Source organism: Microbacterium sp. LMI12-1-1.1 (assembly GCF_040676455.1).
In the GTDB taxonomy this organism is placed as follows: domain Bacteria; phylum Actinomycetota; class Actinomycetes; order Actinomycetales; family Microbacteriaceae; genus Microbacterium.
The window spans coordinates 507832-527664 of the sequence record NZ_JBEGIA010000001.1 but is presented as its reverse complement, the minus strand read 5'-3'; the positions used below and the strand labels follow the sequence as shown (position 1 = coordinate 527664).

Annotated in this window: 23 protein-coding genes; all 23 read left to right on the top strand. The window is 68.2% G+C overall.

The genetic code is table 11. The features are described from left to right. Nucleotides 1-6 precede the first annotated feature (6 nt). Nucleotides 7-225 (top strand): hypothetical protein, encoded by a 219-nt coding sequence (locus tag MRBLMI12_RS02635; protein WP_363353678.1) that lies wholly within the window; start codon nt 7-9, stop codon nt 223-225. Next, entirely contained in the window at nt 222-455 is a 234-nt protein-coding gene (locus MRBLMI12_RS02630) for a DUF3039 domain-containing protein (protein ID WP_363353676.1), read from the top strand. The genes MRBLMI12_RS02635 and MRBLMI12_RS02630 overlap by 4 nt, the downstream gene beginning before the upstream one ends. Before the next feature lie 2 nt (nt 456-457). Continuing rightward, on the top strand, nt 458-718 hold the full coding sequence (locus tag MRBLMI12_RS02625; RefSeq protein ID WP_363353674.1) for a hypothetical protein: 261 nt from the start codon (nt 458-460) through the stop codon (nt 716-718). Next, the gene (locus MRBLMI12_RS02620) at nt 715-1245 is read left to right on the top strand and encodes a ParB N-terminal domain-containing protein (RefSeq protein ID WP_363353672.1); all 531 of its coding nucleotides are present in this window, start codon (nt 715-717) and stop codon (nt 1243-1245) included. Before MRBLMI12_RS02625 ends, MRBLMI12_RS02620 begins: the two co-directional genes overlap by 4 nt. After that, on the top strand, nt 1242-2099 hold the full coding sequence (locus MRBLMI12_RS02615) for a ribose-phosphate pyrophosphokinase (protein ID WP_363353670.1): 858 nt from the start codon (nt 1242-1244) through the stop codon (nt 2097-2099). Before MRBLMI12_RS02620 ends, MRBLMI12_RS02615 begins: the two co-directional genes overlap by 4 nt. Next, complete coding sequence (locus MRBLMI12_RS02610; protein WP_363353668.1) at nt 2096-3622, top strand: nicotinate phosphoribosyltransferase; 1527 nt, start codon at nt 2096-2098, stop codon at nt 3620-3622. The genes MRBLMI12_RS02615 and MRBLMI12_RS02610 overlap by 4 nt, the downstream gene beginning before the upstream one ends. Nucleotides 3623-3970: 348 nt before the next feature. Further along, a complete protein-coding gene (locus MRBLMI12_RS02605; RefSeq protein WP_363353666.1) occupies nt 3971-4135 on the top strand; it encodes a hypothetical protein in 165 nt (54 codons plus the stop codon). A 9-nt stretch (nt 4136-4144) separates the two neighbouring features. Then, nucleotides 4145-4357, top strand: a complete 213-nt coding sequence (locus MRBLMI12_RS02600) for a hypothetical protein (protein ID WP_363353664.1) — start codon at nt 4145-4147, stop codon at nt 4355-4357. 42 nt (nt 4358-4399) lie between these two features. Next, on the top strand, nt 4400-4846 hold the full coding sequence (locus tag MRBLMI12_RS02595) for a hypothetical protein (protein WP_363353662.1): 447 nt from the start codon (nt 4400-4402) through the stop codon (nt 4844-4846). Beyond that, a complete protein-coding gene (locus MRBLMI12_RS02590; RefSeq protein ID WP_363353660.1) occupies nt 4839-5306 on the top strand; it encodes a hypothetical protein in 468 nt (155 codons plus the stop codon). The genes MRBLMI12_RS02595 and MRBLMI12_RS02590 overlap by 8 nt, the downstream gene beginning before the upstream one ends. Then, entirely contained in the window at nt 5306-5752 is a 447-nt protein-coding gene (locus MRBLMI12_RS02585; protein ID WP_363353658.1) for a hypothetical protein, read from the top strand. Before MRBLMI12_RS02590 ends, MRBLMI12_RS02585 begins: the two co-directional genes overlap by 1 nt. Nucleotides 5753-5799: 47 nt before the next feature. Continuing rightward, entirely contained in the window at nt 5800-6027 is a 228-nt protein-coding gene (locus tag MRBLMI12_RS02580; RefSeq protein ID WP_363353656.1) for a hypothetical protein, read from the top strand. A 3-nt stretch (nt 6028-6030) separates the two neighbouring features. Beyond that, a complete protein-coding gene (locus MRBLMI12_RS02575; RefSeq protein WP_363353654.1) occupies nt 6031-6615 on the top strand; it encodes a hypothetical protein in 585 nt (194 codons plus the stop codon). Between the two features lie 12 nt (nt 6616-6627). Further along, nucleotides 6628-7395 (top strand): hypothetical protein, encoded by a 768-nt coding sequence (locus MRBLMI12_RS02570; protein WP_363353652.1) that lies wholly within the window; start codon nt 6628-6630, stop codon nt 7393-7395. A 79-nt stretch (nt 7396-7474) separates the two neighbouring features. Further along, nucleotides 7475-8149 carry a hypothetical protein gene (locus tag MRBLMI12_RS02565; RefSeq protein WP_363353650.1) on the top strand — a complete coding sequence of 225 codons (675 nt, stop codon included), beginning with the start codon at nt 7475-7477 and terminating at the stop codon, nt 8147-8149. A 260-nt stretch (nt 8150-8409) separates the two neighbouring features. Beyond that, on the top strand, nt 8410-8631 hold the full coding sequence (locus MRBLMI12_RS02560; RefSeq protein ID WP_363353648.1) for a hypothetical protein: 222 nt from the start codon (nt 8410-8412) through the stop codon (nt 8629-8631). A 49-nt stretch (nt 8632-8680) separates the two neighbouring features. Next, nucleotides 8681-12601: a phage tail tape measure protein gene (locus tag MRBLMI12_RS02555; RefSeq protein WP_363353646.1), complete on the top strand. Its 3921-nt coding sequence runs from the start codon at nt 8681-8683 to the stop codon at nt 12599-12601. Continuing rightward, a complete protein-coding gene (locus MRBLMI12_RS02550; RefSeq protein ID WP_363353645.1) occupies nt 12601-13509 on the top strand; it encodes a hypothetical protein in 909 nt (302 codons plus the stop codon). The genes MRBLMI12_RS02555 and MRBLMI12_RS02550 overlap by 1 nt, the downstream gene beginning before the upstream one ends. Further along, a complete protein-coding gene (locus MRBLMI12_RS02545; RefSeq protein WP_363353644.1) occupies nt 13497-15128 on the top strand; it encodes a hypothetical protein in 1632 nt (543 codons plus the stop codon). The genes MRBLMI12_RS02550 and MRBLMI12_RS02545 overlap by 13 nt, the downstream gene beginning before the upstream one ends. Continuing rightward, nucleotides 15121-15930 carry a hypothetical protein gene (locus tag MRBLMI12_RS02540; protein WP_363353642.1) on the top strand — a complete coding sequence of 270 codons (810 nt, stop codon included), beginning with the start codon at nt 15121-15123 and terminating at the stop codon, nt 15928-15930. The genes MRBLMI12_RS02545 and MRBLMI12_RS02540 overlap by 8 nt, the downstream gene beginning before the upstream one ends. A gap of 43 nt (nt 15931-15973) precedes the next feature. Further along, on the top strand, nt 15974-17152 hold the full coding sequence (locus tag MRBLMI12_RS02535; protein WP_363353640.1) for a hypothetical protein: 1179 nt from the start codon (nt 15974-15976) through the stop codon (nt 17150-17152). A 29-nt stretch (nt 17153-17181) separates the two neighbouring features. Next, entirely contained in the window at nt 17182-17865 is a 684-nt protein-coding gene (locus MRBLMI12_RS02530) for a hypothetical protein (protein WP_363353639.1), read from the top strand. Then, nucleotides 17866-19833, top strand: coding sequence for a hypothetical protein (locus tag MRBLMI12_RS02525; RefSeq protein WP_363353637.1), 1968 nt, complete (start codon nt 17866-17868; stop codon nt 19831-19833).

Below are 19833 nucleotides of genomic sequence, written 5' to 3'. Positions count from 1 at the left end.
GCAACCATGCCGGACCCCAGAAGGTTCATGAAGATGGAGGAGATGGTGGAGGAGTCGGGTATCTCCCGCTTCACCCTCATGCCCGCCCTGCAGGAGGGCCGGCTCCACGGCATCCAGCACGTTCCCCGCGGCAAGTGGCGGGTCGAGCGCACGTGCTTCGAGGCCTGGCTCACGGGCGAGGAGTGCAGCCACCAGAAGGCGAAGAAGGAGGCCAAGGCCGCATGACCATGCTCGACGTCATCGAGGACCAGAAGCTCGACACGACCCCCACCGACAACGACGACGGCGAGTTCTTCGCGCACTACGTCCTCAAGGAAGACATCGTGCAGTCGGCGATCAACGGCACGCCCGCCTACGCGCTCTGCGGCAAGGTCTGGGTGCCTCACCGCAAGGTGGAGGGCCGCGCCGTCTGCCCCGAGTGCAAGGACGAGTACGACAAGAAGGAGGCGGACTGACCATGGCCGACGTGAAGAAGGACCAAGCCGCGCGCCTGCCGGTAGACCCCGCGCTCTTCGAGAGCCAACTCAGCGACACCGAGCGCCTCGCGCTCACTCGCAACGACGCCCAGCGGACGGCGGAGGCCGTGCAGTACGCGACCGTGGCCGTCTACCGCGACTACGACGCCCGCCTCGAGCTGGAGATCAAGCGGCTCCACGAGCTCAAGGAGGCCACGATCGCCGCACGCTCGATCGCACGACGGGCGGTGATGGGGGAGTGAGCCGCGCAGTTCCCCTCGACGCCCTGCTCCAGGTTGTGCGTGACGGCGATGAGCACGGCTGGGATCGAGAGTTCGATCTCCTCGCCACCGATCACGCTAAGCGCATTGAGCACCTCGCGGAGAGCGTCCAGCGTGATGGCATCCGCGAGCCCATCGTCATTGGCCCGGACGGGCGCGTGTGGGATGGGCACCACCGACTCGCCGTCGCGAAGCTCCTTGGAATCGCCGAGGTCCCCGTCGAGTTCGCCGGCGTCGCCGACCAGGGGCCCCCCCGACCCGCGCTCGAGGATCTCTCCGACGACGACCTCCCCGGCATGTGGTCGCGCTCCGACTTCATGGGTGGGAGCGACGAGGCCGACCGCATCCTCGCCAAGCGGCGCGAGCTGCAGGCGGAGGCTGAGCGCATCATCGACGAGAAGAGTGAGCACGCCGAGCAGCGCGGCCACCCGACCTTCCAGGACGAGGGCACGGCGTTCATCCTGGGGTACATCGCAGGCGCCGAGCGCACGGCGGCGGTCACCCAGTGAGCGTCAGGTTCAGCACGCTCATCGGCCCCGGCTTCACGACGACACCGACCTTCGAGTCGATGTACTTCCCGGCCGGCGAAGCGCACATCAAGATCGCCAACGAGAACGACGGCAAGGGCCCGCTGACGGAGGTGGCGCGCGTCTACGGCGCCGACGGCAACGACCTGTTCACGCTCGCTATGTGGGCGGATGCCGCGAGAAGGCGTGACGCGCTCACCGTCCTGCAGATGCCCTACCTGCCCGGCGCTCGCGCGGATCACTTCGACTTCGTGCCGTTCGGTGCGGAGGTCTACGCCCGGTTCATCAACGGAATGGGCGTGGATCAGGTCGTGGTCTTCGACCCGCACAGCGGAGTCATGCCGGGCATGCTCAACAACGTCATCGTGCTCGAGTCGACACGGCTCGTGCGCAAGCACGTCGTGGGCCACGCCGACCGCGGCGGCCCGCAGCGGTACGACGGCATCATCGCACCCGACAAGGGAGCAGTCACCCGCGCCGCGATGGTCGCCGGCGCCTGCCACCTCCCTCTGTACCGGGCGGAGAAGCGCCGCGACCCTGACACCGGCAAGCTGTCGGGCTTCACGTGCGAGCCGCTGCCGGAGACCGGCCGCTTCCTCGTCGTCGACGACATCTGCGACGGCGGCGGCACCTTCATGGGACTCGCTCAGGCGACCGGACTCCCGAAGGAGAGGCTGGGGCTCTACGTGAGCCACGGTGTCTTCTCTGGCCGCGCCTACGCCCTGCACGAGCACTTCGGCGAGATCTGGACCACGGACTCCATGCCCCACCGGCCCGCAATGGGCCGCATCAACACCATCGAGCTCAACCCCATCCTGAGAGGACACACCGTATGACCATCACCACCGCCAGCCCCATCGCACCCCTGCTCGAGAGCGACGCCTACAAGGTCGACCACCGCCGCCAGTACCCGGCGGGCACCACGAGGGTCTACTCGAACTTCACCAACCGTGGCAGCCGCATCCCTGGCATCGACCACGTGGTGCACTTCGGGCTCCAGGCCTTCCTGCAGCGCTACTGCATCGAGGCGTTCGAGCCGTTCTTCCAGGCCTCCGAGCACGAGGTCGTCGCGGAGTACGCGGCTGCGATCAACTCGATCCTCGGCCCCAACAAGGTCGGCACCGACCACATCCGCGCGCTGCACCGCCTCGGCTACCTCCCGCTGCGCTTCTGCGCCGTGCCCGAGGGGACGCTCGTGCCGCTCAAGGTGCCGTCGTTCACCATCGAGAACACGCTGCCCGAGTTCTTCTGGCTGACGAACTTCGTCGAGACCGTCGTCAGCGCCTCCGTCTGGCACCCGTCGACCGTCGCCACGATCGCGCACTCCTACCGTGAGATCCTCGACCGGGCCGCCGCGCGCACGGGCGCGGACCCGGCATCCGTCGACTTCCAGCTCCACGACTTCTCGTACCGCGGCCAGACGGGCACGGAGGCCGCCGCGGCATCGGGCGCCGGCCACCTCCTCAGCTTCAAGGGCAGCGACACGCTCGCCTCCCTCGACTGGGTGCGCCGCTACTACGCCGGCGACAACGGGCTCGTCCTCGCCTCCGTCCCTGCGACCGAGCACTCCGTGATGTGCGCCGGCGGCCAGGATGACGAGTTCGACACCTACTCGCGCCTGCTCGACCTCTACCCGTCGGGCATCGTGAGCATCGTGTCCGACACCTGGGACCTCTGGAACGTCATCACGAACATCCTGCCCGCGCTGCGCGACGAGATCATGGAGCGCGACGGCAAGGTCGTCATCCGGCCCGACTCGGGCGACCCGGTGGAGATCCTCTGTGGCACCGTCCCCGCCGAGGCGAACCCGATGGGCCCCGCCCTCGAGTGGACCTACGGCAAGCGCGAGAACTGGGCCCCGGCCTACAAGGGTGTCATCGAGCTGCTCTGGGAGGAGTTCGGCGGCACCGTCAACGAGCAGGGCTTCAAGGAGCTCGACCCGCACATCGGCGCCATCTACGGCGACAGCATCACGCCCGAGCGCGCCGCAGAGATCACCCGCCGCCTCGCTGCGAAGGGCTTCGCCTCGAGCAACGTCGTCTTCGGCGTCGGCAGCTACAGCTACCAGTACCTCACCCGCGACACGTTCGGCAGCGCGATGAAGGCGACGTGGGTACTCGTCGATGGGGTCGGTCACGACATCCAGAAGAACCCGGTCACCGACAGCGGCCTCAAGAAGAGCGCGACCGGTCGCCTGGCGGTGCTGCGCGATGGTCACACGGGCGAGCTCGTGCTGCGCCAGCAGGCGAGCCCACTGGAGGAGCTCAACTCCGAGCTCCAGCCCGTCTGGGAGGACGGCGAGTTCCTCCGCTACCAGTCGTTCGCCGACGTGCGCGCGGTCCTGGCGAGCCAGCGATGAGGGCGCGCGACGCCAGAGAGATCCGGCGCGGCCTGCGCGTCGCCAAGGATGTGATCGCCGGCCGTCGACAGGCTCCGCGTGATCTCGTGTCGTTCGGGCACCGCGGAGCGCCCGAGATGCCTCTCTGGCAGCGCGCCTATCACCGCGAGTTCGTGCGCGCGATTCGCGACGGACGCATCCGCCCGCCGCGCGGTCCCTCGGGTATCGGGCGATGGCGATGAAGCTCCACGAAGACGAGTACCGGTGCCCGTGCGGGGAGACCTTCACGGGCACCGGTGCGGTGCACGGCCAGCCGGCGGCACTCTGGAAGCTCCTCGAGCACCAAGCCGCCGGCCACGGGAGCGAGTCATGAGGTGCCTCGCCGAGATCCAGCTGTATCGCGACGCGCGCCTGGACTGCGATCGCCGCGAGAACCACGAGGGCCCACACCGCGACAGCACCCACCTCGTGCTGTGGACCGACCAGATGGAGTGGCCAGCGGCCGAGTGCCAGCATGTCCCTGACGCGGCGTAGCATCACCCCATGGATCCACGGCACGGCTCACCTCCAGGTCGACCGAACGAAGAGCTCGAGCTGACCTACCTCCGCGCTGGCGGCGAGCCCGAATGGGAGCGGCCAAAGCGCAACGGCGTCGACATCACCGACCAGCCCGAGCTGCAGACGCCCTACCAGCGACAGCGGCGGGACGAGTTCCAGCGGCGAGTCGCGCGGTACATCAGAGAGGGTCGGCTCTAGACCCACGGAGGGGGCGCCGCGCAGGACTTAGACTCCGCGCACATGGCGCTCCCTCCTACTCCCTCCGACGACTCCTGGGTCGACGAGATCCTCGACGAGGTGCGAGGTGAGTTCTGGTGCACGATCGACGTCTACACTCCCGGCACCAAGGGCAAGTTCGACCCGCTCACCGACACCCGTGCCGGCGGCACAGCGGAAGTCGTCCACATCTCCCAGCGCGCCGCCCGCGCGCAGCACTCCGGCCGCATGCCGCAAGAGACCGCCGGCGCCTACGAGTGGGGCACGAAGCAGCGCTACCACTTCCAGATCGAGCTCACCGGTGAGGACCCGTTCATCACCGACGGCATGCTCGTGCGCGTCACGTCCACGCGCCGCATGCAGGCACTCACGCAGCTCCGCTTCCAGGTGACGAAGGCCGTCAACTCCGACCACGCGCCGATCCTCACCATCCAGACGGTCACCGAGGCGCGGGCGGTGGCCGATGGCTAGGCGCCAGTACTTCAACGTCGACATCCTCGAGCAGTGGAAGGATCGCGTCATCAACGAGGCCGTCGACGCCCTCCGCGACGCCGCCCCCGACGGCGAGGCCTCCGTCCGCGAGACGATCCACGCCGCAGTCACGCCGTGGGGTGCCGCGCGCCAGGCTGGCGAAGTTCATGGTCCGAAGGGCACCGCCACGCCACGTGAGCACGCCGGCCGCATCGAAGGCGGGCTCGACAGCCAGGACATGATCGGCTCGGTCGACTCGACCTTCGAGGAGGTCGGTGCCAACGTCTGGGAGGCCCGCTGGGGCTGGTCCGACCCCGCGAAGTACTTCCTCATCCAGGAGCACGGCTTCAAGGAGTACGACACCAACATCGTGCCGATGGAGTCACTGCAGCGCTCCCTCGATGAGCAAGAGGCCGAGTTCGCAGCCCGCCTGCGCAGCATCACCCGAGGAGCATCCTGATGGACCCGATCGAAGGCGACCACCTCGGCACGGCCGAGCGCGAATGGATCATGGCGACGCTCAAGCCGCTCTGCGGTGGCCGCGTGTGGAAGACGGCCGTGCCCGACGGCGTTACGCTCGGCTCCGAGGTCGACGGCACCATCCCCGTCTACATCATCGTGCGCTTCGCGCGCCCGCTCGCCATCCGCTCCGGCCGCAACATCGGCACGGGGGAGAAGGGCCAGCCGCATCAGCTCTCGTTCACGGTGCTCGTCGTCGGCGGCGATGCGGACGACGTGGAGGCCACACTCACCGCGGCGACCGACCTTCTCGAGGACGCCCGCCCCTCCCTCACGTCCAATCGGATCGAGGCGCGCGGCGGGTTCGGCTACGGCAACACCGAGGCCGGGTCACGGCCGACGCGCATCGAAGAGGCCGGCTTCTTCCGCACCGTCATCAACATCTGACGCAGACCCCCCTGGTAGCTAGCAAATGCGGACTTAGACTCCGCGCCATGGCGAGCCAGAACACCTACCGTCACGCGAAGACGGGCGTCGTGCGGGACTACCCCGCGACGATCGCACGGCGCTTCCCTGACCTCATCGAGGTCGAGCCGGATGCGAAGCCGCTCGCCTACACCCCCATTCCTCAGTCCTCGATCGACGCGTACCTGGAGAGCCAGGAGGCCGATGAGGCCGCAGTCGAGGATGACGCCACCGACGACACCATCACGAAGGACTGACACATGACGAAGGTTCTCCCCGGCTACGAACGCCTCATCCTCATCCCGGCCGTCGAGATCGACGGTGTGCCGTGGATGATCTCGCCGACGGCGGGTCTCGTGGACTACGAGAACCCCGGCTCGGCGATCCTCAACGAGTACCTCGCGATCACGAAGCCCAGCCAGGCCAATGCCGCACAGGGTGGCAACATCTCGTGCGTTGTGCTCGACGACCTCAACCTCGGCGTCGCCGGCTCGGACACCGACTCCTCGAAGACGCTCTGCTCGAAGGGCAACAGCGAAGAGCTGACGTTCTACAACTTCAACGCCGAGCTCAACGCGAAGCGTGACGAGAACATCACCGCTGACTCGACCGAGAACCTCTTCCGCGACCTCACCCGCGCGCCCGACGTCGCGTACTTCATCGGCCACTCCGTCGTCGGCCAGTACGACTCGACGGAGCTCGCGGCGATCGGGCAGGAGTGGGACTTCTACTACGTCCACACCGACATCCAGGTTCCTGGCTACAGCGACAACGAGCACATCCAGGCTCAGTCCTCGTTCGTGCCGAAGAACGTCGTCAACGTCGGCCACACCCTCGGCATCTAAGGAGACTGACCAATGACCGCAGTCATGACGAACGCCCACGTGGCGCACCTCGCGGGGCCTGACTCCGCCATCTCGGACGCCCACTGGGTCTCCGGCCCGACGCTCGCCGAGCTGCAGAGCCTCAAGAACATCTCGGCCGCGACCAAGGTGGACGGCACCGACTTCAACGTCGAGGCCTCCGATCAGGTCGACGACCGCTCGTTCGCGGACCAGGCCGGCGCCCAGTCGCGCGGCTTCACGCAGGCCTCGGGCAACGTCGAGATCTACACGCCGGGTCGCAACGAGAACACCGGCATCGTCGCGGAGACCTGGGACATCCTGGGCAGCCCCCGCACGCGTCTGGCCTACGCGCAGCGCTTCGTGAAGCCGCAGGCTTCGCCGGTCGCCGCCGGCGACGAGCTGAACATCTTCCGTGTCATCACGGACGACCGCCAGCACAACCGCAACGACGCCTCCCGTACCCTCGGCCGCGGTCTCGTGCTGCAGGACAACGCGATCATCAACTACATCGCGCCGGCCGCCGTGCCGAACCCGGTGACCGTGGCTCCGCTCACCGCGGGCGCTATCACCGTGGCGATGGGTGACGTTCTCTTCCTCAAGGCGACCTACCAGGGCCGCAACGTCACTGTCGGCGCGGAGTACGTCTCCAGCGACGAGAGCGTCTTCATCGTCACCAACGGGGGCGTCATCATCCCCGTCGGCGCCGGCGAAGCCGAGCTCTCCGTCACCGTCCTTGGCTCCGCCGTGGGCACGCCGATCGACGTCACCGTCACCGCGTAATTCGTGAACCGGGCCCGCCCTCCACGCGGGGGCGGGCCCGCCAATAGCTAGCAAGCAGGACCCAGAGAGAGGACGCCCCATGGGCAAGAACAACAGCAGCATCCCGTCGGAGATCGAAGAGATCATCACCGTCGCGCGAGACGACTTCGACCTCGGCGCAACGCTTCGCGGCAAGGGCGCCATGACCCGCTCCGTCCGCGTCTTCACCGACAAGGAGACCGGCGCCGAGCTCGGCGGCTCCGAGGTCTTCGAGGACACCTCCCTCGGCTTCCCGCGCCCACAGGTCCGCAACTGGGGCGTCACCGGCCAGATCGTCGAGCTGTCCCGGACGCCGGAGCTCGAGGAGCAGAACGCCGACGAGATCGCGAAGCTCAAGAAGAAGGTCGTCAAGCTCGCCGAGAAGCTCGAGTCGACGTCGATCGAGCTGACCCTCCGCTCCCTCCCGCCGATCATCAAGAAGGATGCGAAGCGCGCGGCGAAGGAGGCGCTCAAGATCAACGGCAAGCTCACGGCCGACCACCCGCGCTTCGAGGAGTTCGTCGACGAAGAGGACGCGCAGCTCCTCCACCGCGCCGTCGTGACCTGGGTTCGCGCGGAGGACGACATCGAGCGCAAGGGCATGTCGATCGAGAACGCCCGCGCCCTCAAGGCCCACCTGGAGGAGTTCGAGTACGGGAAGATCCAGGCCAAGCTCGCCGAGCTGCTCTGGACCCGCCAGATCTCCGACAAGGCCGTGGAGGACGCGGATTTCTAGCAAGGTATCTGGCCACTAAGGCCGGCGCTGGATACCTCGTACAGATCAAGGCCGCGAAGGCGTGGGGATTCCTCCCCACCGCCGTCATCCTCGGCCGCCAAGGCAAGCGTGCGACGCCCGGCAAGTGGGATCTCCTGCTTGCCGAGGCGGAGCAGATCCTCGAGCTCGAGCGCTGCCCGCAGTGCGGCAACCCTCGTTACGTCTGCCAGAACGAGGACCCCGACGTCGACTTCCGCGTCTACGAAGAGACGTGCAATGCGATGCGCAAGAAGGCTCGGTTCGAGGAGTCCAAGAAGGACAAGAAGGGCCGCGAGGGGACCATCGTCGGCATCGAGGCCTACACGCTCAGTGCCACGGAGCTCGATGAGTTCCGCAGCCCGTTCTACCAGCAGAAGGAGGCGGAGCGCGCTGAGGTGCTCGCGGCCCGAGTCATCCGGCCCCGTGAACATCCGCCTGGCTGGACCCCCGAGGATGACGCGTGATCGCACCTAGACTCCGCGCCGTGCGAGCGGCGGAGGGTGGTGGTGACCGATGAGTGACATCGAGTCCGAGGCAACACTGCGCCTTCGCATCATCGAGGAGGCGCGCGACCACGCTCGCAACGTCGACGCCTTCAATGAATCCGTCGGTGAGGGCGACAAGGCGCTTCGTCTGCACGGCGATCGCATGCGCAAGTCGGTCGACAGCTTCAATGAGCTGTCCAAGTCGGCGCGCAACGCCGGCCGCGGTCTCGACGAGGCAAAGAAGGCTGCCGGCTCCAAGGAGTGGAACGAGCTCGCCGAGCGCATCGGCGCCGCCCAGCAGGCGTATCGCCGCTACCGCGAAGAGGTCGCGGTCGGCATGCGCGGCGACGTCGGCATGGATGCCTGGATCGCCCAGTACAATCAGCATCAGGGCGACGGCAAGCTCACCCGCGGCGACCTCTCGGCGTTCCGCGAAGGCACCTCTGGCTCCCTCCTCGGCGACGACGCGAACGAGGCCCGCGAGGCAGCCCGCGCTGTCGACGACCTCGCCGAAGCCGGCCGCCGCCTCGACCAGATCCAGCGCCAGCGTGCGCAGGCGGAGGCCAACGAGGCGAACCGCCAGATGGAGATTCGCGCCGCCGCTGCCGCGCGCGCTGCGCAGGAGCGTGAGCTCGCTGACGCGATCGCTCAGCGTGCCGCCCAGGAGGGCAACGCGAACCGCGCGCGCGCCTTCCAGGCTGAGAACGGCGTCGATTCTCGTCTCGGTCACGCGCCCACCGGTCTCCGCGCCGCCGACACCTCCCTCGCGAAGGGGCTCGTCGAGGAGGAGGCAAAGGCTCGCCGCGCCCGCCAGGCCCTCGCCGAGTACGACGAGCAGCTCAACCGCAACACCGTCTCCTACCGAGCTTCCACGAGCGCGCTCGCGCAGATGCTCCAGCGCAACGAAGAGCACATCAACCAGCTCCCGCGCCTGCGCTACGCGCTGTACGACGTCGCCGCGGCGTCCACGGTCTTCACCGCTACGGTTGCCGGCAGCGGCATCGGCGCAGCCTCCGCATTCGCCTCCATGGAGAGTGCATTCAGTGGCGTTGAGCGCACCATCGAGCCTGGCACCGCCTCCATCGAGGGGATGCGCGCAGAGCTCGAGGCCCTCGCTCGCGAGATGCCTGTGGCGTTCAGCGAGCTCGCCTCGATCGCCACCCTCGGCAACCAGCTCGGCGTGCCCGCTGGTCAGCTCACCGAGTTCACCGAGCTCGTCGCGAAGTTCTCCACGGTCTCCGGAATGACGGCCGAGGCGTCGGCGCAGGCCTTCGGTCGCCTCAAGAACATCCTCGGCCTCGAGACCTTCGCTGAGGTCGGCCAGCTCGCCTCCGCCATCGAGCTCGTCGGTGTCCGCTCGGCCGCCACGGACCAGGAAATCATCGCGCTCACCGAGCGCCTCGGTGCCACCGCCACCCGCGCCGGCTTCACGGCCGATCAGGTCGTCGGCCTCGCGGGCCGCCTCGGCTCGCTGGGTGTCGCGCCTGAGCGTGCACAGGGTGTCTTCGAGACCTACTTCAACTCGATCAACGAGTCCCTCGCCGAGGGTGGCGAGAAGGCTCAGGCCTTCGCGGTCATCACCGGCCGCAGCATCGAAGACCTCAACGCCTCTGTCCGCAACGGAGAGGGCTTCGCGGTCTTCCAGGACTTCATCGCGGGCCTGCAGGGTGCCGACACCGTGCAGCTCACCTCCGCGCTCGAGCTGCTCGGCCTCTCCGGCCTGCGTGCCAACGAGGTCATCGGCCGCATCTCGGCCAACATGCCCATGCTCCAGCAGTCCTTCGCCACGGCCGCGCAGGGCGCCCGCGAGAACAGCGAGCTCAACCGGCAGTACGCGATCATCCTCGACGACCTCGCGTCGAAGTGGGAGATCTTCCTCAACAAGCTCATGCAGTTCGGCGCGGCGGTCGGCGAGGTGCTCGCCCCGGCCATCTCCGAAGTGATGACGTGGCTCGGCGAGCTCCTCGTCCAGTTCACCGCCTTCGCGGACACCGACCAGGGCCAGTGGCTCATCACCGTCGCCGCGCGCCTCGGCGTCGTCGCGGTCATGATCGGTGGTGTCGTCGCCGCCGGCGCGATCCTCGGCGGCACGTTCGCCGCCATGCGCACCGTGATGGCAGAGCTCGGCGGCACTGCCGTCATGGGTGCGCTGCGGAACCTCAACGCCGGCCTCTTCGGCGTGGCAGGCAATGCCGCCAAGGCCACGCTCGCAACCAGGGCCCTCGGCATCGCGGCCCGCGTCGCCGGCACCACCGTCCTCGCCGCGATCCTCCTCATCCCCGGCGCGTTCGATGTTGTCGTCGCCGCGATGAAGACCGGCGGCGCCGCAGTCGGCGTCGCACTCACCGGCATCCTCCACGCGCTCATGTGGACCATCGGCCAGGCCGCCGCCGGCGCCGTGCAGGTCGCGGGCTCCGTCGCGCAGGTCTTCGCGGGCCTGGCCTCCGTCTTCGATGGCGGCGCAATGTCGAAGGCTGTCGCTGGCTGGACCAACGAAGCGATCGCCAACATGCAGGCGTTCGGCAACAGCACAAAGTACGCCCTCGATCTCGCCGTCGGCGACGTCGCCAAGTACGGCGCGCAGACCGGCGCGGCCTGGAACAAGATGGTGGGCGGCATCACGATCCCCGCCGAGACTGGCGCGTCGGTCGACGACCTCACCTCGGCGATGGGCGACCTCGACAGCCTGCTCGGCTCGGGCAACGCTGGCGACTTTGCCGACGGACTCGGCGACGTCGGCGGCGCAGCGGCCAACGCCACCCAGGAGGTCCGCACCCTCGTCGACTACGCCGGAGACCTCTCCGGCGTCATGCAGCGCGCCTTCGACATCCGCTTCGGCGGCCAGCAGGGCTTCGACACCATCACGAGCGGATGGCGCAGCATCGCCACCGCCGCCGAGGATGCGCGCGAGGCCGTCGCGGACTACCAGCGCCAGCTCGCCGAGATGACCGCCGACCGCTCCGTCAAGGAGTACTGGCTGACCGTCGCCGAGATGTACGGCGACGAGCTGCGCGCCGCGGAGATCCGCGCCGACCTCGCCACCACCAACGCCGAGATCGCCAAGACCCAGAAGGACATGGCAGCCTCGCAGGACAAGGCGTCCATGTCGCTCGAGGGCAACAGCGACGCCGCCATCGAGAACCGCGCCAGCCTGCTCGGCCTCGTCGGCAACTACCAGGAGTACCTCTCGACACTCGCCGAGTCCGGCATGTCGCAGGAGGAGCTCCAGGCCACCTCGCAGCGCCTCAAGCAGGAGTTCATCGCGCAGGCCCTCCAGATGGGCTACAGCCGCACCGAGGTAGAGAAGTACGCCGTCGCGTTCGACGACATGACGACAATCATCAACCGGGTGCCGCGCAACATCACCGTCTCGGCGAACATCAACCCGGCACTGCAGGCGCTCAACGAGTTCGTCGCGCGCGCCAACTCCGCCCGCGCAACACCGCAGATGGGCTCAAGCAACCCGTGGGGCGACGGCTACAACCAGGGCGTCAACTACGGAAACGGCTGGATCGCCGGCAGCGAGAACGCGCGTCGCCTCATCACCAACTACAACCGCAACGTGCCAGGCGGTGTGACGTACCAGTACCAGTACACCAACGGCGCCAAGTCGCGCGAGTTCTTCGCCGACGGTGGTTACACCGGTGGCGGCGGCAAGTGGGACCCGGCCGGCATCGTCCACAAGGGCGAGTTCGTCTTCAACAAGGAGGCCACCCGCCACTTCGGTGTCGGCTTCCTCTCGAAGATGCACGCCGCTGGCAAGCAGGGCAAGTCGATGATGCCGACCGGTCTCGGAGCCATGCCCGGCGTCGTCGAGCTCGGGCCCGCGACCATCCACGCGATCGTGCAGGGCTTCATGGCCGCCGGCGGCACCTACCTCGACGGCAAGGCCCTGGCGGAGTCGGCAAGCGACCACTTCGCCAATAGCTACCGCCTCGGAGGCATGTGATGAGCAAGAAGATGTGGTTCGGCGTCGAAGGCCGGATGCGCTGGGTCGACACCCCGCAGAGCGGCGCCGACGTGTCCCCGAAGGGATTCAGCGTCGGCGGCACGCTGCTCAACGGCGGCGGGTACGCCGACGGCTCCTTCGGCTCGCACAAGGAGTATGGCTTCTCGTGGAGCGGCGCGTCGTCGCGTCAGGCAGCCGGCATCATGCAGGCCTACGCCGCCGGCACCTACGGCCGCGGGCTGATCTACTTCCTGGACCCGCACACGCTGGACACCAACGTCCTGCCGGCGCACTGGGCGGACCCGTCCCTCGCGATCGGCGACGAGTCCCCACAGCTCATCCGCTCTCGGCGACTGCCGCTGACGGGCGTCCCCACGGCGAACGCCGAGGCGAACGACATCCCCGCCGTCACCGCGGTCTACGACCTGGCCGACGCGGCTACCGGGTTCCCCGGGGAGCGAGACAGCCTGTTCATCCCCGTCCCGCCTGGCACGAGCCTGCGCATCGGCGCGATCTACACCCGCACCGGCTCCGGCGGCATCTTCGCCGCACCCGTCGATGCCGCCGGCACCGCCGGCACCGCCACCCTGCTCACGCAGGTCTCTCCGACGGCGACCGACATCATCCCCGACGAGATCCTCCCCGGCGCCGTCGGCGTGCGCGTCTGGCTGGGCAAGTCCGCTGACGGGCCCGCCACGGTCTCGGTCGCCGCAATGATCGGCCGCATCATGTCCACGCTCACCGCCACCGCTACCTCGCCGAAGCGCCTCGGCCCCTGGATGCCGGGCGACGGCCACACCGGATGTCGCTTCGTCGGCAAGCCGACCCTCGTAAGGTACAACGGCGTGGGCGGAGGGCAGGTAGGCTACGCAACCACGCTGACGGAGGTGGGGGCATGGGAGTACTGACCAGGATCGCGGGGCTCGACTGGACCCCCGAGCCGCAGAGGTACTCGGTCACCGAGGCATCCACGCCGCTCGCGGTCAGTGACTCCAGCGGCGCCGTCTCGTCGTTCGACGTCACCATCCCCACGGGTGGGACGCTCACGCCGTGGCTGACCGCGCGCGGGCGTGCCATCGAGCTGCACGACACCCGCAAGGGCTACATCTTCGGCACGATCGACAACGCGTCCTTCTCGGACGACAACGGCCTCGTCACCCTCAGCTGCATCTCACACCTGGGCGCGCTGAACCTCTACAACATCCAGGCCGCACCGTACTCGGGCACCCTGCAGGGCGCCTTCGCGTACTACCTCAGCCTCGCCGGCATCACCAGCGGCTTCACGGTCGAAGACTCCATCCAGGACACGCCCGTCCACGTGGTCGGCTGGTTCGGCGAGCTGTGGACCAACCTCAAGTCGCTGGCCGCCGCCTTCCGCGCCGAGATCTCCCTCGTGTCCGGCATCATCGTGCTGCGCCCCATCCGGCAGCGCGAAGCCATCCGAGGACGCGACACGCAGCGCGGCAAGGCGCTGCCAGGCAGCCCGATCGCCCAGTTCGTCACCGTGTACCACTACGACACCAAGCCGATCGTCGACGAGCCGATCTACCCGGTCGGCGGCTGGAATGAGGACGTTGAGGTCATCAGCGTCAACGCGGGGGAGACGATCGAGCAGGTGCTTGAGCTCGGCGCCTCCGTCTACGAAGTGCAGCAGCCCGTCTTCCAGGAGACGATCGCCCCCGAATTCAACCAGGCGAGCGTCTACAACGTCGTCGGCAACGACGGGCGTCCGGTCACCGAGGCCGCATGGGTCGGGGCCGGCGGAAGCCTCAACGTCTTCATCAACGAGGACACCATGAGCGTCACGCTGCGCGTCACCGGGCCGACCGGCCTGCCGAGCAATGACGGGAAGGAGCTCGCCTCCTTCGCGATCGCCATGGCGTCGGACTCGGGCTCCAGCCGCTACTCCTCGCTGCGCCTCGTTGGCTCCGGGGTGTCGTTCACCAAGACGCCGTACCAGTTCGCCACCGGCATCCCTGCCGAGCGTGCGTCGAAGGAGGAGGGCACCACGATCGACAACCCCTTCCTCACCACGCTCAACGACGTCTACAACGCCGGCGCTCGCGCCGCCCGCGAGTACGCCGGTCGCAAGTTCACCCTCTCCGGCACGGTCACTGCGATCAACCAGATCGGCGACCGCGGCTCGATCGGCCTCCCCACCTACGCCGAGGTCAAGTCGCAGTTCGCCGGGAAGACCTACGCCCAGGTGAAGGCCGACGCGATCAACGCTGGCAAGACTTACGCCGACGGCCGCAACTACTGGCGCGACCTTCGTCGTGACCAGTACGAGAATCAGGCATGGGGCAACATCGGCGGCGCGCGCGTCTGGGATGCCACAACGCGGCGCTACTACCGAATCCGTTCAGGTACGTCCATGCGGGAAAGCATCCAGCTCCAGGCCGAGGATGACCTAGCCTATGGCGATGTGAAGCAGGCATACGCGGGACTGACCTACGCCCAGGTCAAGGACCGCCTCGCCGGCGCCACCTACGGCGATGTCGCGGTCCTGGGGATCGTCGATGGCTGACACTCTCCCTCCCCGCAATCTGCCGCCCGAGGCTGAGGCCTGGGGCCGCAAGATCGAAGAGCTCCTCCGCGACGCCGGCACCGGGGCCGCGCGCGCACGCCAGATCGCCAGCAACCTCACTCGCACGCAGGTCGGCGCGAGCGTCGTCGCCAGCCAGCAGCAGGAAGCGATCGTCGAGCAGGCAGCGCAGGTCGCCGAGCAGAAGGAGCAGCTCGCCGCCGTTCTGCCGATCGTTGCGCCCTCGATCCCGCCCGGCGTGCCGACGGCGCCACTGATGGAAACCCTCCTCGGCGTGGTCAGCATCGGCTGGGATGGCCAGTTCGTCGAGCTCACCACCGCCAGCCGTGGAATGTTCCGCGTCATCGCGGAGGTGTCGCTCGTCGAGCCGACCCTCGAGCCTGACCCCGGTCCCGTAGATCCCGGCGAGCTGCAGGCGCCCTGGGAGGACCCGACGCCTTGGCAGGTCACGGGGCAGCCGCTCCTGGACGCCGGCTCCGTCTCGATCCCTGTCGAGGTGGGTCAGCCGGTGTGGGCTCGGCTGTACGCGATCAACCCCGACGGCACCGCGTCCAAGCGCTCCGCGATCTCCACCATCGTTGCCGAAGGCGTGGTCGTGGGCCAGATCGCCGACGGCGCCGTCATCGCCGACAGCATCGCCGCCGAAGCCATCACGATCGAGAAGCTCGCCAACGGCGCGGTCACGAGCGAGAAGATCGCAGCCGGCGCAGTGGGGCAGGCGGAGATCGCAGACTTCGCCCTGACGGCGAAGAAGTTCAACACCGGACGACACATGCTCTACTAACCCCCCGCCCCTCACCGAAGCGCCCCTTAGACTCCGCGCCGTAATGACCGGAGCACGTCAACAAGAGGGGGGCATGATGGGCGCAGAGAGCACCGAGCTGGACCAGAAGATTCAATCGGCAGTAGAGCGAGCCATCGGGTCGAAATTCGACCACGTGCTCGAGGACATCTCCTTCCGCATCGGCCAGGCCTACGAGCTCATCGCCCGCGTCGGCGGCGGCGCCCGCGGCACCGTGTTCGCCGAGGACCTGAATCTCCCCGGCCGCCACGTCCTCACCGGCTACACCGTCACCCCGAACTCGCCGGCCGCCGGCGCCATCGCATGGGCCGACCTCCACATCGTCTACAGCGGCACCGACTACCCGATCACCAACGCGAACACCAACCTCAAGTACGCATGGTGGTCGCCGACCACGACCCCCACGGTCCTCCAGGTCTCCAACACCAAGCCCTCGCTCGCGCAGGGCGAAGTCCTCGTCTTCATGAACAACGGCGGAACGCCGAAGATCATGCTGTCGGACACCAACTCCTCGCTGCCCGGCGTCGTCTCCGATGGCGCCATCGACTCCGCGTCGATCCTCGCCAACGCGGTCACCGCGACACAGCTCGCGGACGGCGCTGTTGGCGCGACCCAGCTCGGCGCGAACGCTGTGACGGCGGCCAAGCTCGCTGACGGCGCCGTCGTCCGCAGTGGCCAGCTCACCAACGGCGTCGTCGCTACCGGGGCCCTGGCTGCCAACGCGGTCGACGCCACGAAGCTCGCCGATGGGGCAGTGACTCGCTCCGGCCAGCTCGCGGCGAACGTCGTGACCAGCGGCAAGGTCGCCGACGGCGCGATCAACCGAACTGGCATCCTGGCCGCCAACACGGTGACGGCCACTGCCGTCGCGGACGGCGCGGTCAACCGCACCGGCCAGCTCGGGACGGGCGTCGTCGCGACGACTGCCCTCGCCGCCAACGCGGTCGACGCGACCAAGCTCGCGGATGGCGCCGTCACTCGAACCGGCCAGATGTCCGCCAACGTCGTCACCAACACGCAGATCGCCCCCAACGCGGTCACCAGCGCGTCCGTCGCGAACGGCGCGATCGTCCGCGACACGCAGCTCGGAGCCAACGTCGTCACCAATACGCAGATCGCCGACCTCGCGGTGGGCGCCGACAACCTGCAGTCCGGCGCGGTCGGGGCGAACAAGCTCGACATCCTCCGCCACGTTCTGTACTGATCCACCTCTTCACGGGAAGGAGAGAGTCCGTGAAGGTTCTCCTCGCAACACCCTGCTACGGCGGGGCCGTCTTCGACATCTACATGCGGTCGGTGCTGAACCTGACCCGCGACGCCCGCGACCGCGGCATCCAGGTCGACGTCCTCACCATCGCGGGGGAGTCGCTCATCACACGCGCCCGCAACAACATCGTCTCGACGTTCGCCGAGGGCGACTGGACCGACCTCCTGTTCGTCGACGGTGACATCGGCTTCGAGCCGGAGAACGCCTGGCGCCTGCTCGAGTCGCGGCACGACGTGTGCGCGACGCCGTACCCGCTCAAGCGGATCGACTGGGATTCGGTCTCGCTGGCGACCACGCCGCGCGACGCGCGCACCCTCTCCATCAACACCGTCGTCAACTACGCGCCCGGTGCGACGGTGGGTGCCGACGGGTTCGCGGAGTGCCTGGATGCCGGCACTGGCTTCATGCGCATCACCCGTGACGCCGTGGAGCTGCTCATCGCCGCCCACCCCGAGCTCGAGTACCAGGCCGAAGAAGGAGCGGGGCGCCGCTGGGCGCTGTTCGACACCATGCTCCACAACGGCCGCTACCTCTCCGAGGACTACGCCTTCTGCCGCCGCTGGCAGGCGATGGGTGGCCAGGTGATGACCGACACCCTGGCGCCGGCGCTCGCTCACCGCGGCCTCTACGAGTACGGCGAGGCGCGCTAAGTGGCCCTTCCTCAGCTCCTCTCCAACCAGCCCACCGCGGGCTACATCTCCTGGTCGTCGTTCGGCATCCAGTACGACGGCAACTCCTACGAGATCCCCGCCGGCGTCACCAACAAGAAGTTCACGTGGTGGCAGTGCAACGACGGCCACGGCAACGAGCTGGCCGTCGACCCGAACTTCAACCAGACGTGGGTCTCCGCGGGCGGTTGGGTGCAGGACGGCGCAGTCGCCCTGGCCGGCGCTACAAGCATGAGAGGGGACTCCCCGGCATCCTCGCAGCGGGTCATCTACCTCAACGGTGTCAATACCAACGGTGGCACCGGTGCCACCTTCCCGCTCGAAGACGGCGGCACGTACAAGATCTCCGTCTGGTACAAGACCACCCCAGGCTTCGTCACGGACGCCGGAAACGGCAAACTTCGCCTCGCCAACCAGGATGCCCAGTTCCTCACGGCGGCGACATTCGTAGAGCAGGCAAACTGGACGGAGCTCACCGTTTGGGCCGCAGGCAGCGCCACCATCACCGGCATTCAGATCCAGGCCTGGGTCAGCGCCCTCAACCAGGGCTCCGTCTGGATCGGGGCCTACTCGATCACCCGCACCGACGGTGCCGCGCAGGTGCTCACCGCCGACGTCCTCCCGGAGCTCGCGCCCGACGACTGCCTGCTCTTCCTGAACCGCAACGGCGTCGGCGTGCTCGTCCCGATGACGCAGGTCATCGAGGGCTCCCTCATCGTCTCCGGCTCGATCATCGGCGACGCGATCGCAGCGAACCAGATCGACGCCACTCACATCAAGGCCGGCGCCGTCACCGCCAACGCCGTAGCCGCCGGCGCAGTCACGGCCAATGCGATTGCCGCCGGCGCGATCACCACCGACAAGCTCACCGTAGCCTCCGTCTCCGACTCGCTGGTCGCCAACGGCTCCTTCGAGGACGGAGTGCAGGGCTGGGAGGTCAAGGCCTCGGGTGCCGGCTCTACCGCCGACATCGTGACCGGCGTCGCCTCCTCCGGTGCCAACGCTCTCCGCCTCATCCGCGGCACGGCCGCCAATCTCCAGATCGGGCAGCAGCCTGACAAGTACATCCCCGTCACCGCCGTCGCCTCGCGCCGCTGGTACATCTCCTGCCGTGCGGGCGCGACCGCGGCCCTCGCCAACGGCTTCTACCTCCGTGCCTACTGGTACCAGGCCGACCGCACCACGGCCGCATCGACCCCCTACAACGACATCGCGTCGAACCGGCCCCTCACCACGTCATGGGGCGTGTTCGAGGCGCAGGTAGCACCGCCCGCCAACGCGCGCTACATGTCGCTGGTCGCCATCAACGCCGCCTCCGGCTCGACCATGTACATCGACGAGATCGTCGCGCACGAGGTGACTGTCTCGGCGATGATCCAGGACGGCGCGATCAGTGCGGCGAAGATCGCTGCCAACACGATCACGGCCAACAACATCGCCACCGGTGCGATCACCGCCGACGAGCTCGCGGCCAACGCGGTCATCGCCAACAAGATCGCGGCCGGCGCCATCTTCGTCGACCACCTCTCGCCCGCCCTCGGCAGCTCCGTCGACATCTCGGCGAACCAGGCCATCACCCTCACCCTCGGGAATGCCCAGCAGTACGCGGAGGATGCGAAGTCGATCGCCAAGGCGGCAGGCGTCGCGGCCGGCTATGCAGCCGACCAGGCTGCCGCAGCAGCCGCGGCCGCCGCTGCCGCCACCGACGCCACCGAGAAGAGCTCCGCCTACTACCAGTTCACCGAGACCGACCTTCGCATCGGTCGGCCGGGCGGCGGGGCCGCGCTCTCGATCTCCGACACGGGGATCACCTTCCTGCAGAACGAGGTGCCGGTGTCGCTCTGGGACGGCGGACAGATGATCGTCGACAAGTTCGTCGGCAGCGAGGTCATCCTCGCGAACCACAAGATCGAGACGCGCGGCACGCGCACCATCGTCAGGAGCATGTGA

What these genes read in the sequence shown, in the direction of transcription:
- MRBLMI12_RS02635 (WP_363353678.1), top strand. Translation starts at nt 7, where the DNA reads ATGCCGGACCCCAGAAGGTTCATGAAGATGGAGGAGATGGTGGAGGAG.
- MRBLMI12_RS02630 (WP_363353676.1), top strand. Translation starts at nt 222, where the DNA reads ATGACCATGCTCGACGTCATCGAGGACCAGAAGCTCGACACGACCCCC.
- MRBLMI12_RS02625 (WP_363353674.1), top strand. Translation starts at nt 458, where the DNA reads ATGGCCGACGTGAAGAAGGACCAAGCCGCGCGCCTGCCGGTAGACCCC.
- MRBLMI12_RS02610 (WP_363353668.1), top strand. Translation starts at nt 2,096, where the DNA reads ATGACCATCACCACCGCCAGCCCCATCGCACCCCTGCTCGAGAGCGAC.
- MRBLMI12_RS02605 (WP_363353666.1), top strand. Translation starts at nt 3,971, where the DNA reads ATGAGGTGCCTCGCCGAGATCCAGCTGTATCGCGACGCGCGCCTGGAC.
- MRBLMI12_RS02600 (WP_363353664.1), top strand. Translation starts at nt 4,145, where the DNA reads ATGGATCCACGGCACGGCTCACCTCCAGGTCGACCGAACGAAGAGCTC.
- MRBLMI12_RS02595 (WP_363353662.1), top strand. Translation starts at nt 4,400, where the DNA reads ATGGCGCTCCCTCCTACTCCCTCCGACGACTCCTGGGTCGACGAGATC.
- MRBLMI12_RS02590 (WP_363353660.1), top strand. Translation starts at nt 4,839, where the DNA reads ATGGCTAGGCGCCAGTACTTCAACGTCGACATCCTCGAGCAGTGGAAG.
- MRBLMI12_RS02585 (WP_363353658.1), top strand. Translation starts at nt 5,306, where the DNA reads ATGGACCCGATCGAAGGCGACCACCTCGGCACGGCCGAGCGCGAATGG.
- MRBLMI12_RS02580 (WP_363353656.1), top strand. Translation starts at nt 5,800, where the DNA reads ATGGCGAGCCAGAACACCTACCGTCACGCGAAGACGGGCGTCGTGCGG.
- MRBLMI12_RS02575 (WP_363353654.1), top strand. Translation starts at nt 6,031, where the DNA reads ATGACGAAGGTTCTCCCCGGCTACGAACGCCTCATCCTCATCCCGGCC.
- MRBLMI12_RS02570 (WP_363353652.1), top strand. Translation starts at nt 6,628, where the DNA reads ATGACCGCAGTCATGACGAACGCCCACGTGGCGCACCTCGCGGGGCCT.
- MRBLMI12_RS02565 (WP_363353650.1), top strand. Translation starts at nt 7,475, where the DNA reads ATGGGCAAGAACAACAGCAGCATCCCGTCGGAGATCGAAGAGATCATC.
- MRBLMI12_RS02560 (WP_363353648.1), top strand. Translation starts at nt 8,410, where the DNA reads ATGCGCAAGAAGGCTCGGTTCGAGGAGTCCAAGAAGGACAAGAAGGGC.
- MRBLMI12_RS02555 (WP_363353646.1), top strand. Translation starts at nt 8,681, where the DNA reads ATGAGTGACATCGAGTCCGAGGCAACACTGCGCCTTCGCATCATCGAG.
- MRBLMI12_RS02550 (WP_363353645.1), top strand. Translation starts at nt 12,601, where the DNA reads ATGAGCAAGAAGATGTGGTTCGGCGTCGAAGGCCGGATGCGCTGGGTC.
- MRBLMI12_RS02545 (WP_363353644.1), top strand. Translation starts at nt 13,497, where the DNA reads ATGGGAGTACTGACCAGGATCGCGGGGCTCGACTGGACCCCCGAGCCG.
- MRBLMI12_RS02540 (WP_363353642.1), top strand. Translation starts at nt 15,121, where the DNA reads ATGGCTGACACTCTCCCTCCCCGCAATCTGCCGCCCGAGGCTGAGGCC.
- MRBLMI12_RS02535 (WP_363353640.1), top strand. Translation starts at nt 15,974, where the DNA reads ATGACCGGAGCACGTCAACAAGAGGGGGGCATGATGGGCGCAGAGAGC.